This window comes from Pyxidicoccus trucidator (genome assembly GCF_010894435.1).
GTDB lineage: Bacteria > Myxococcota > Myxococcia > Myxococcales > Myxococcaceae > Myxococcus > Myxococcus trucidator.
The window spans coordinates 228,458-240,587 of the sequence record NZ_JAAIXZ010000011.1; the positions used below are offsets into that span (position 1 = coordinate 228,458).

Annotated in this window: 8 protein-coding genes; 3 read left to right on the plus strand and 5 right to left on the minus strand. The window is 69.0% G+C overall.

Annotation, left to right across the window (positions count from 1 at the left end):
• Positions 1-14: 14 nt before the first annotated feature.
• The 5 genes from pdhA to G4D85_RS29040 all read right to left on the minus strand — a co-directional run bounded on the left by pdhA (position 15) and on the right by G4D85_RS29040 (position 5,964).
• A complete protein-coding gene (gene pdhA / locus G4D85_RS29020) occupies positions 15-1,139 on the minus strand; it encodes a pyruvate dehydrogenase (acetyl-transferring) E1 component subunit alpha (protein WP_164017403.1) in 1,125 nt (374 codons plus the stop codon).
• A gap of 134 nt (positions 1,140-1,273) precedes the next feature.
• On the minus strand, positions 1,274-2,020 hold the full coding sequence (locus tag G4D85_RS29025; RefSeq protein WP_164017258.1) for a hypothetical protein: 747 nt from the start codon (positions 2,018-2,020) through the stop codon (positions 1,274-1,276).
• Between the two features lie 55 nt (positions 2,021-2,075).
• Positions 2,076-3,644, minus strand: a complete 1,569-nt coding sequence (locus tag G4D85_RS29030) for a hypothetical protein (protein WP_164017259.1) — start codon at positions 3,642-3,644, stop codon at positions 2,076-2,078.
• Between the two features lie 74 nt (positions 3,645-3,718).
• A complete protein-coding gene (locus tag G4D85_RS29035) occupies positions 3,719-5,182 on the minus strand; it encodes an MFS transporter (protein WP_164017260.1) in 1,464 nt (487 codons plus the stop codon).
• A 98-nt stretch (positions 5,183-5,280) separates the two neighbouring features.
• The gene (locus G4D85_RS29040; RefSeq protein ID WP_164017261.1) at positions 5,281-5,964 is read right to left on the minus strand and encodes an NUDIX hydrolase; all 684 of its coding nucleotides are present in this window, start codon (positions 5,962-5,964) and stop codon (positions 5,281-5,283) included.
• Between the two features lie 204 nt (positions 5,965-6,168).
• Here G4D85_RS29040 and G4D85_RS29045 point away from each other — a divergent pair, with 204 nt between their 5' ends.
• From G4D85_RS29045 to G4D85_RS29055, 3 genes are all read left to right on the plus strand, one after another.
• On the plus strand, positions 6,169-8,493 hold the full coding sequence (locus G4D85_RS29045; protein WP_240359557.1) for a bifunctional metallophosphatase/5'-nucleotidase: 2,325 nt from the start codon (positions 6,169-6,171) through the stop codon (positions 8,491-8,493).
• Positions 8,493-10,484, plus strand: coding sequence for a single stranded DNA-binding domain-containing protein (locus G4D85_RS29050; RefSeq protein ID WP_164017263.1), 1,992 nt, complete (start codon positions 8,493-8,495; stop codon positions 10,482-10,484). Before G4D85_RS29045 ends, G4D85_RS29050 begins: the two co-directional genes overlap by 1 nt.
• A gap of 85 nt (positions 10,485-10,569) precedes the next feature.
• Positions 10,570-12,105, plus strand: a complete 1,536-nt coding sequence (locus tag G4D85_RS29055; protein ID WP_164017264.1) for a hypothetical protein — start codon at positions 10,570-10,572, stop codon at positions 12,103-12,105.
• The last annotated feature ends 25 nt before the right edge of the window (positions 12,106-12,130 follow it).

The following is a 12,130-nucleotide window of genomic DNA, read 5'->3' on the forward strand; positions in this document are numbered from 1 at the left end:
GGGCATCCGGAGCACTAGCGGCTCAGGCCCGCCTTCTTGTCGGCCTGCTCGGCCTGCTCGCGGGGCTCGAGGTCCCACGTCACCTTCAGCTCCTGGCCGCTCGGGTACTTCGGCCAGTTGGTCACCTTCACCCCCAGCACGCGCTCGCGGGGGCGCACGTCCTGCTCGCCCTCCTCGACGATGGTGTCCCGCCACAGCTCTTCCAGGGCCGGCTCCGGGGACTCGTCCGCGAACTTCACCGCCGCGTCCACCTGCGCCTTCACTTCCTCGTCGATGGCCTCGAAGTCGGAGTCCACCGCCAGCTTGTTCTTGATGGCGTAGTCGCGCAGCTTGGGGATGGGGTCGTTCTTCCGCTCCTCCTCCACCTCCTGCTTGGAGCGGTAGGTGGCGGGGTCCGCCACGGAGTGGCCGCGGAAGCGGTAGGTGTTGGCCTCCAGCAGCACGGGGCCCTTGCCCGCGCGGCAGTACGCGGCGGCGTCCTTCACCGCCTCGTACATCTTCAGGCAGTCCATGCCGTCCACCGGCTCGCCGCGCATGCCGTAGGCCGACGCGCGCTTGTAGATTTCAGGCACCGCGGACGTGCGGGCAATGGCCGTGCCCATGCCGTAGCGGTTGTTCTCGCAGATGTAGATGACCGGCAGCTTCCACTTGGACGCCATGTTGAGCGTCTCGTGGAACGAGCCCTGGTTGGCCGCCGCGTCGCCGAAGTAGCAGACCGTGACGCGGTCCTCGTTGCGGTAGCGGCTGGCGAAGGCCATGCCCGCCGCGAGCGGAATCTGCCCGCCGACGATGCCGTAGCCCCCGTAGAAGTGGTGCTCGATGTCGAAGATGTGCATCGAGCCGCCCTTGCCCTTGCTGTAGCCGGTGCCGCGGCCGAACAGCTCCGCCATCACCATGCCCGCGTCGCTGCCACGGGCCAGCGGCTGGCCGTGGTCGCGGTACGCGCTCAGCATGTAGTCATCCGGACGGATGGCCTCGTTGGGACCCACCGCGACGGCTTCCTGGCCGATGTACAGGTGGCAGAAGCCGGCGATCTTCCCCAGCGTGTACTGCTGACCCGTGCGCTCCTCGAAGCGACGGATGAGGTACATCTTCCGGTACATCGTCAACAGCTGTTCCTTCGAGTACGGGCTGGCCACCGCGGGTGCCTCCATGCTGGCCGTCCCCTCGGTCTTGCGGGACGGCGGACGCCGAGCGCCTCATAGCGCGCGGCAGGGGGACTTCAAAGCCCAACAAACCGTTCTCTACCGCGACTGTCTTCAGCCGCGCTGCGTCAGGACTCCAGGGCGAAGTGCGGGACGGAGACGACGCCCTCCAGCAATTCCACCGGCCGGCCCGAGTGGTCGGTGGCCAGATGGATGACGGTGGCCTCGGGGAACTTCCGCCGGTAGTCATTGGCGTGGGTGGGCTCGTTGTCGAAGGCGGCCACCACGGTCCCCAGCCGGCCCAGCCGCGCATGGGCCTCTCGCTTGAAGGCGTCGTCGTCCCCCGCCAGCTCCGGCTTCATGAAGAGGTGCACCTGCCGCTCGTCCGGGAGCACCAGCCCGTGCTGGCGCATGCAGGAGACGGAGCCCTGGCGCATGCCCTCATGCCGGCCGGTGACGTAGACGAGCAGCGCGCCGGTCGCCACCACGGCGTGGGTGAAGGCGCCCGCCCCTTCAATCGCCCCGTCCTCCAGGCAGTAGTCGCTGGTGAAGAAGCGCTCCACCCAGAAGCGGCGGGCCGTCGGGTAGTGGGCCTCCACCTGGGCCTCCTCCAGGCCGCAGGCCCGCATGGCCTCGCGCATGTCCCAGCCGCTGTCCCAGTGGTGGGGGGCGCAGGCCGTCAGCGCCGTCAGGTCGCTCGAGACGCCATACTCCCGGAGGATGCGGGCCTGCCGGGGGCGGTTGTCGAAGAGGGTGGAGTCCAGGTCGAACGCCAGCACCGCCTGGGGGCCGAGCGAGCGGGCCCGCGCCAGGATGCCGCGCAGGGTGTCCCGCCAGTCGTCTCGGATGCGTTTCTTGAAGTCGTCGTAGGCCATGAGCGCGGGAGAGATTACCCGTGCCCGGGCGGGGACGCCGCCGAATCCGCGCGGTTCAGGCGGCCGACTGCCAGGGCGCGGTGCCAGGAGGCATCCCCGGAGAGGACGACTCCGGGAAGCGCTGCATGCGCTGGATGCCGTTGCGGTCCAGCACCAGCCGGACGAACTGCGTCGTCTCCTGGCGGCGGTCCGTCTCCTCCTCCTCCACGGTGAAGCGGAACACCACGTCCACCGGGTAGCGCTTGGCGCCGCGGATGTGGCCCACGGACAGGTCCGCCAGGTCCACGTACTCCAGCGCCAGCTCCGGCTCGTCCATGTCGCGCAGGAAGCGCTCCACGTTCAGCCGGAGGATGTCGGTGACGCCCGTCAGGCCCCGCTCCGTGCGCGGCATGAGGCGCGCGTCCAGGTCGATGTGCTTGCGGTAGCGGATGACCGTCTCCGACACCTCGCCCTGGGACGCGGTGAGGAAGTCGTCGCGGTGGCGCAGCCCGGACACGGACTCGGGCACCTTGAAGACCGGCGCGTAGTCCACCCGCTCCTCGCAGGTGCCGATGGAGCGCCCGGTGACGGGGTCCACCAGGTCCGCCGTCCGGTCCGCCAGGTGCGTGGCGGCCACGCGGCTGAGCATGCGCCGCAGGCCCTCCTTGATGCGGTCCTTCACCATGTAGCCGACGACGAGGATGAGGAAGAAGTTGAGGCTGGCCTGCGCGAAGCGCGCCTGCGCCCAGAAGGCCACCGCGGTGGCGAACGTCATCGCCACGCCCGCGGCGAAGGCGAAGAGCATCTCCTCGAAGCCCTGCCGCTTCTGCCTCCGCTTCGAGGACAGGAAGAGCACGTTCATGCAGAACTTCTTCAGGAAGCCCAGCCGCTGGATGTACTCCTCGTTGTCCCCCGTGGGGCTCAACACGCTGCGCAGCCGGTGCTCCTTGCGGTACGCCTCCTCGCGCAGCACCGCCTCCATCAGCCCCTTGCGCAGCCCCATCCACGGCTCGGACTTCGGCAGCGCCTTCATGTCCGCCACCGAGCGCCGGAAGCCGCCCTCCACCAGGAGGCTGACGTACTCGTCCACCAGCCGCAGCGCCGCGCGCGAGCGCTCCTGCAGCCGCAGCTCCCCCACCGCGCGCAGCCACACGCGGAAGCGCTCCAGCACCCGGGTGACACCGGCCTGCATGGCGATGATTTCCGCCTCCAGCACCGCGCACGCCTCGGCCGGCAGCCCCCCCGTCCCCTCGCAGCGCGACTCCACGCCGATGGCGAAGCGGCGCAGCGCACCGCGCAGCACGCACGACAGCAGCTTCGCCTGGTAGACGACGTCCGCCTCCGTCCCCATCCCCGTGCGCAGCCACGCCTCCAGCCGCACCAGCGGCGAGGCGTCCGACGACAGCAGCTCGTCCACCGCCATCACCGGCGTCTTGAAGCGCACGTAGTTGTGGATGTCGGCGTAGAAGTCCGCGCGCGGGTACGTCTCCGCGTCGATGTTCAGACTGCCGGGCAGGAAGAGATACGCCTCCACGAGGTAGCGCGTCGCCTCCGTGCCGGTGGGCTGGTACTCGAGCTTTATCTCGAACTGCTTCCGGTCATGGACCTCGAAGCGGCTCTGCAAGGGTGCGGATGCCTGGGACACACCCGCACTCTACGTTACCTGTCTGTCACGCGGGAGAGACCCCCCCGTGACGCGTCCGTTGCAGCACGAAGGAGCTACCCCCCGGTGCCAGTCCGGGAGGCCGGGGCGGCCGGGGGCACGGGCAGCGAGGCGGGCACCGGCGTGGACTTCGGCTGGGGCTTCGCGTTCCACACCCGGGTGGCCAGCAGCATGCCCGCGAAGGACAGCGGGAGCATGGCCAGCGGCCAGTTGCCCCAGTTGCCCGGGGCCTTCGCCAGGTCCCCGGCGGGGAGGATGGAGCCCAGCAGAATCGACTGGAGGGCGGTGCCCGCGTACACGGCGCCGTCGATGATGCCCACCGCCAGGCCCGCGTTCTTCTTGCCGCCGAAGTCCATGCTGGCCGTGCCGGACAGCATGCCGTGCACGCCGATGACGCACAGGGACATGAAGATGACCGTCCACCCCAGGGCCACGCTCTCCAGGAGGAACAGGGTGGCGACGGCGCCCACGGACATGCCCGCGTAGAGCACGGCGGAGACGGGGCCCCGGCGCGAGTCGAAGACCCGGTCGCTGATGAGGCCGGCGAACATGCCGCCGGTGATGCCGGCCACGCACAGCAGCATGCCCCAGTTGGCCGCGACGAAGGCCTCACCGATGCCGGTGGCCTTCGCGAACTTGGGGTACCACTGCATGATGGCGTTGCGCATGAAGCCGCTGCAGAACTCGATGCAGAGGATGACGATGATGGTGCGGTTGCTGATCATCCGCTTGAACACCGGCCACACGCCCAGGGGCGCTCCGGTGTCACCCGAGGACGCGTCCGCGGTGTCGAAGTCCTTGTGGCCCGCGTGGCTCGGCGTGTCCCGGATGACGAAGAAGTCCAGCACCAGGAAGGCGGCGAGGATGGCGGCCGGCACGAAGAACGCCCAGTACGTGGGCGCCGCCTGCACGATGAACCGGCTCCAGTCGTAGGCGAAGTAGACGCCCAGCGAGATGAGGATGCCGAAGACGCCGCCCAGCTGGCCGCGCTCGCGCACGTGGAACCAGGACGCGTTCACCTTGACGATGGAGACCGCGCCGAAGCTCTGGAAGTACATGTTGACGGCGTAGAGGAACGACAGCGTCGCCACGAGGCCGCCGGGCGGCACCCAGCCCTGCGTCAGCACCGCGTACACCACACCGCCCATGGCGATGTTGGCCGCCGACGAGCCGGCCGCGGAGATGAGGATGGTCTTCCGCCCGCCCAGCCGGTCCGTCAGCGGGCCGTTGAGGAGGAAGGAGAAGCCGTAGGTGAGCGTGCCCCAGAAGAACACGGTGCCGAAGCCCGCGTTGTCGATGTGGTCCTTCATGGCGCTGGTGGCCACGTTGAGGTTGTAGCGCCCCATGTAGAGGAACGCGTACGTCATCCCCAGCGGGAACCAGTTGAAGAAGCGGCGGCGGCGGAACGCGTCCGTGTGGCCCAGCTCCACCTTGGGCAGGCGCGTCAGGACGAGGGCGATGGCCCCCAGCAGGATGAGGATGGGCAGCAGCTGGGCCAGCCAGGGGGGCAGCGACGACATGCAGCGACCTCGGCAGTGAGTGACGGAACGCCGCGCACCCTACCCCGGCGCGCGGCACGGCGGAAACCCGCGCCGCGATTCCCCCACCGCCCACCGCGTCAGGGCTGGCGGGCAAGCAGCCGCGTCAGCGCCACCTCCGTCTTCGCATCCGGGATGTCCCCCCGCCGGCACGCCTCCAGCACCTCCGGCAGGGGCCGCCAGTGCAGCTGCGTGCCCTCCTCTAGAGGCGTGCCGTCGCCTTCCGCCTCCACGGGCTCCAGCCCCGTGACGTCCACCGCGGCCGGGAAGACCTTCTCCGACAGGATGCCCGGCGCGAGGAAGAAGGAGCCACCCAGCAGCTGGATGTCCTCGGGCTTCACCGCGTAGCCCGCTTCTTCGCGCACCTCCTCCGCCGCGCGCCGCTTCAGCCCCTCGTCGCCCTTGTCCTCCGGCTCCAGCAGCCCCGCGACGATTTCCTCCACCCGCAGGTAACCGGGCGCCGGGTCCGGCACCGTCATGGCGTCCCGGTTGTCCTTCCGGAAGTACGCCGCGGGCCGCAGGTTCATCCGCGTCAGGACCTCCAGCACGCCCGACGCGTCGCGTCGGAAGACGAGCACCGCGACGGCGTCCAGCCGGGGCCGGTCCACCACGTCCACGCGGTACACGGAAGAGGCCGTTCCATCCGAGCGCCGGTTGCGGCAGCGCAGGCGCCGCACCCGCAGGAAGCCCTCGTCACACCTCGCGGTGGACGAGAAATCCTCGATGATCTCGATGTCAGTCACACTGGAATGGCGCTGCTTCATGTCTGCCTGCTCTCCGGGCGAGAAGGAATGCGAGGGTGATGGAGTAGGAAAGTGATGGCGGCGTTGCTTGCCGGACAGAGGATGATCCCGTACGGTGCGCCGGCTTTACCGCTGTCTTCCCCCTGAAACACGGAATCTCTCCTGATGCGTCGCGTCCTGCTCGGCCTCCTCTGCGCCCTGGCTACGGCTTCGTGTATGCCGGTGATGGAAGGCCAGGATTTCAACCTCGAGGGCCAGGAGGTGCGGTTGACGCTCCTCCATACCTCGGACATCCACTCGCGCCTCATCCCCTATGACTTCGCGCCGTTGAAGACGGACCAGGACCTGGGGCTCATTCCCGAGGCCGGTCCGTTCGGAGGCGCCACCCGCATGGCGGCGCTGCTCAAGCGCGAGCGGAGCCGGGGCGAGCGGGTCATCCACCTGGACTCGGGCGACTGCTTCCAGGGCGCGCCCATCTTCAACCTCAACACCGGCGAGGTGGAGTTCAAGTTCCTCTCGCAGGCGAGGCTGGACGCGGCCGTGGTGGGCAACCACGAGTTCGACGCGGGCGCCCTCAACTTCACGCAGCGCGCGCGCAACAACGCCACCTTCCCGCTGCTGGCCGCCAACTACCAGTGGAGCGACTTCCGCCAGGTGGGCAGCAACCAGACGGCGCTGGAGACCGAGCCGTACACCATCCGCAACGTCAAGGGCGTGCGCGTGGGCATCATCGGCATGGCGAACATCTCCTCGCTCAACTCCATTGTCGAGGGCGGCAACAGCCTGCAGGCCATCGCCATGGAGCAGAACGAGGTGGTGCGCGCGTACGTGGACCTGCTGCGCCCGGTGACGGACCTCATCGTCATCGTCAGCCACCTGGGCCTCCACGAGGACCAGGACGTCATCCAGGGCTACGAGGCCTACTACGAGTACGGCCGCATCAAGTCCTTCACCACGCGCGCGAAGAGCCCCTGGCAGGTGCTGGAGTGGTTCGGTCCGGAGGGCGAGGAGAAGTCGGTGGTGCGCCTGCTCATCCCCGGCGTGTCCGGCGTGGACGTGGTGCTGGGCGGCCACCTGCACGTGGTGCTCAACCCGCCGCAGCTGCTGTCGGACCCGAGCGGCCGCAAGGTGGTGCTCGCGCACTCGGGTGCCTTCGCCAAGTACGTGGGCCGGCTGGAGCTGGTCGTGAAGATGCCGGAGGTGCCGGGCCAGGGCGAGGGCGCCGAGGTGCTCAGCCAGGACTACCGCGCCTTCCCGCTGGACGCGCTCTGGTGCGACGACGCCATGCGCCGCTACCGCTACGACTCGTCCATCTTCTGGGAGGCGGGCCAGTACATCCAGAACACGGACGTGCGCGCGGCCATCAAGAACTGCCGCGACCAGGAGGACCGGGACACCACGCAGCTGCTCCTGCCCTACATCCTGGGCATGGACTTCAAGCTGCAGCTGACCAACATCTTCTCCTACGCCCCGCGTGACGTGCAGCGCCGCAACAACTCCACTGGCGGAGACTCGCCGCTGGGCAACGTGGCCGCGGACTCCATGCGCAAGCGCCGCCGCGTCGAGGCGGAGATGGCCCTCACCAACTCGCTGGGCATCCGCGACAACCTCTACTCCGGGGTGGTGACGCAGGAGTCGATGTTCAACGTGTTCCCCTTCGAGAACACCATCAACATCATGTACCTCTCCGGCAAGGAGATGCAGGAGATGTTCAACTTCGTGGCCGAGCGCTCCGCCGAGCGTGGCTGCGTCAGCCAGGCGCAGATCTCCGGCGCGCGCTTCACCATGGACTGCGCCCAGGTGCAGATCAACGACCTGCGCATCTCCTGCGAGCAGGCGAGGGCCGGCGCCGACTGCCCCGCGGAGAACCGCGACGGCCACGCCCCCTGGCAGTGCCTGGAGGACGAGTCCTCCGCCCCCGGCGTAGGCCGCTGCTACGCCAACCCGGGAACTGAAATCGAGATCAACGGCAAGCCGCTGGACCCCACCGGCACGTACAAGATCGCCGTCAACGACTACATCGCCAAGGGCGGCTCGGGCTTCAACGTGCTCAAGCGCAACACCACCCGCATCGAGACGGGCATCTCCCTGCGCGACTCGCTCATCGGCTACATGCAGAGCTTCTGCACCTGCGAGGACATCCTCGCCGGCAATGCGACGTCCAAGACGGGGACCCGCTGCGGCACCCTCATCGACGGCCAGTGGACGGTGGACGAGCAGGTGGTGGGCTACTGCCGCTCGGCGAAGGACTTCGAGGACGCGCTGGAGCGTCAGGTGGGCAGCTGCTCGTGCCAGGAGCTGCTCGGCTTCCCGGCGGACGCGGCCCAGCGCTGCGGCGTGGCGGACCTGACGCCGGACGCCATCCAGGCGCAGTGCCAGGTGCCGACGGGCCCCTACACGGGCCGGTGCAGCTGCCGGGACGTGCTGACCGGTGGCAACCCCGTCTGCGGAAACGTGACGCCGCAGCTGCGTTCCTTCTGTGAGAACCCCACCTCCATCTCCATCGCGGACGCGGTGGAAGACGGCCGTATCGGCCGGAGGGTGAAGTAATGAAGCGACTGATGCTCGTGTCGGCCTTCGTCCTGGCCGGCTGCTATACCGAAGAGGCCGTCCAGCCGAAGGGCGTGGCCACCTTTGACGTGCAGGTGAAGGGCCTCTACGTCGCCAACAGCAACCCGCGCGCGGCGTTGCCGGTGGCGGACGAGTGCGCCGCCCGCCACAACGGCAACCAGAGCCAGGTGCCCCTGGAGGTGCGGGGCACCCCGGACTGCCGCTACCTCATCCCCCGCAGCGCGGTGGACATCGACCTGGACATCACCGCCATCGACGCGAAGGGCCAGCAGATGGAGGCCTTCAATGGCCCGGTGGCCTTCCGCGTCGTCCCGGGCAACCTCACCGGCGCCTACAACTACCGGTGGACGAACCTGACCAACGGCAAGGGCACCGGCACCGTGCGCGCCTCGCAGCTGTACGGCGAGATGCACGTCTGGGTGCAGGACGAGGCGCCCGAGGTGGACTACTCCGAGGGCCAGGTGATGCCCGGAGACCTGCCAGAGGAGCCGGCGACGCGCAGCTACGCCACGGGCCTGTCGCGGGCGCTGCAGTTCGAAGAGCCCACGCTCGCCACGGTGCAGACGCCGCAGAACAGCGACCAGCTCACCGCGTACAACGGCACGTACATGCGAATTGGCCGCAACCCCGAGTCCGGGAGCGTGCTGCGCCAGAACTGCGAGGACGGGGACCCGAACGACAACGAGCCCGTGACGCTGCTGGTGACGGGCACGGACCCGGGCGGCTTCTTCGTGACGGACCTGACGGCGTGCCGCGTGCGGGAGAACAGCGTCCCGGGCGCCAACATCCAGACGGCCGAGCCGGACGGCTACTACCCGGGCCGGTTCAACGCGCTCTACATCTACAACTACTCCTTCCCCGAGGGGCTGGACCCGGGCGACCTGCTCTGGACGGTGGCCGGCTCGGTGCAGGAGTTCACCGCCACCACGCAGCTCACCTTCCCCTCCTGGAGCGTGCGCGAGCACGTGCGGCTGCTGCCGCAGAGCGAGTGGGACAAGTACCTGCGGCTGGCCCCGCCGACGGAGCTCAACGGCCGGCTGTGCGGCTACAGCAGCTCGCTGTACGTCACCGACCCGCTGTGCGGCTACAGCTACGGCAACTACAAGATGGAGAGCCTGGAGTCCGCGCTGGTGAAGGTGCGCCGCGTGAAGTTCCCCGAGGTCATCCACAGCTGCGACGCCAACGGCAACGGCCTGGTGCCCTTCTTCTGCCCGGACACGCGCGCGGGCACCTGGGGCGCTTGCGGTGGGGACACCGCGGGGGACCCGGACGTGCCGGAGCGTCAGTGCAACATCGAGTGCACCCTGGGCGTGGGCCAGTTCGCCGGGAAGGTCTGCAGCGAGAAGAACACCTTCGACACCTTCGGCCAGTTCGTGGTGGAGATGAACCCCACCGGCGCGCCCGAGGCGGGCCTGGACGGCTCCGTCGGCGCCCGCATCCAGTACGTGGGCCGCGCTGTGGATGGGAATGCGGCCACCGCCGAGTGGGCCAGCTCCAAGGAGCTGGGCCCTGGCCTGAAGCTGAACATCTGGTGCGACAAGGCCGCGCTCCTGCGCTTCGGCGGCAGCACCCTGCCCGCCAGCGCGGACGTGCCGGTGGCCGCGCGCACCCTGCTCAAGCACACCCTGACGTCGACCCAGGCCTTCGTCTGGGCCGCCGCGCAGAACGAGGCCGGTGGCGCCGTCACCTGCCAGGTGGGCCCGGACGCGCGCACCCGCATCAACGTGGTGATGAAGGACGCGGTGCCGGACCTCGTGGTGAACTGCCGCGAGGACGACCCGGACGCCGAGCGCGCCCAGCAGTGCCGCTTCATGCACGGCGCCACCTTCGACATCGTCGGTCACCTGCGTCAGGTGAGCGCCGCCCGGCCGCGGTGGATGGTGCTGCCTCGCGATCTGGACGACGTCTGCTGCAACCCGGGCCCGGACATGCAGTGCCCGAAGCCCATCGAGCCTTGCGCCAATCCGTAGTCATCCGTTGATGCAGTTCGCGCCCTGGTGAGAGCCGGGGCGCGGGGAGGAGCAGCCCCCCCGGGCCGCTTCGTGGAGAGGGACATTGAAAACGCTGCAGACGCTGGCCCTGACCGGGCTGCTTTCCCTGAGTGTGCCCGCCTGGGCCGGTGATTTCGTGGACACGCGCTTGTCGTTCGTCTTCGCGGACGACAACGTGCTCGCGGGCGCGGGTGAAACGACACCCAACAGCCCGAACGCACGGTTTGGCGCGGGCAACCAGAACACCCAGTTCTACGACAACTTCAACACCCGGTTCTCCGGCTTCGAGTCGCTGTCGAACGTGGTGCTCTACAAGCGCGCGCCCGCGTTCTTCGAGGGGCTCACCACGGAGGCGGCGCTGACGCTGCTGGTGCTGGAGCGCCCCGCGGGTGGCGTCGACATCCGCGACAACTCCAGCTACATCCGCCTCAACTACCAGCCGCCGGGCTGGAGCGAGAAGGAGGGAATCTCCCTCGTCGGCTTCCCGGTGTCCGCGGACCGCTTCCGCCTGGGCTACGCCTACCGCATCTCCTGGGGCGGCAGCGGCGTGTTCACCACGCGCTCCGCCGCCAACGGCGTGCCGGGCGTCAAGCTCCAGATTACGCGCGACAAGTGGTACGCGTACGCTGGCGCCAAGACGGCGCTGGTGCAGAACGAGCTCATCCTCGAGGAGGAGACGCTCTACGGCGCCATGGCCGGCGCCGGCTGGGACATCCTGGAGACGCTGCGGGTGGAAGGCGGCGTCGGCTACTTCCAGAAGGGCCTCGTTCCGGGCCTGGCGACGCTGGGTGTGGAGGCGCCGGTGAACGCCGCGGGCGCGTCCGCGCAGGTCGTCTACCACGTGGGTGTGCCGGTGGGCACGAGCGTGGACTTCCGGCTCTACAAGAACGACCCGGACATCTACCAGCGCTTCTTCGCGCCCGAGGCGTACCCGGGTGGCCTCTCCTACTCCGTGTCGCTGGAGGGCAGCTACCTCTCGCAGACGCTGGAGAAGCCGGACGAGTTCGGCGCCACGCAGCCCCAGGGCGCCACCGCGCTGGCGCTGCAGGCGCGGGCGAAGCTGGACAACATGCGCTTCAGCGTGCTCGGCCTGGTCCGCAGCCTGTCCTATATCCAGTTCGAGGTGCCGGGCTTCCCCCCGTTCCAGGACTTCCCCGAGGGCACGCAGCTGAACCCGGAGATGTTCCTGGCGGTGGGCGCGGACTACCACTTCCCGTCCATGCACTTCACGCCGGGCTTCATCCTCGGCGTGCAGCAGCCGGCCTCGTTCCGCAGCCCCACCCCGGTGCTGGGCGGCAACAACCCGCCGGAGAACCTCATCGGCACGCGCACCGTGGTGGTGCGTGACGCCAACGCGCTCAGCATCCTCCCGGAGCTCTGCGGCCAGTCCAACACGGTCTGCAAGGCGGAGCCCATCTACTCGGCCAAGGCCACCTTCCGGTGGGATTTGTCCGACTCCGTGGCGGCCGTGGGCGAGGTCTACTACACGTACGACAACAACCGGACCACGTTCCGGGACGACATCACCGGCGTGTCGCAGCCCACGTTCGAGGACCCGCACGCGTTGGGCTTCAACACCCTGCTGCAGGCGCGCTTCTAGTCTCCGACAGCCCTGAGGGGCCCGC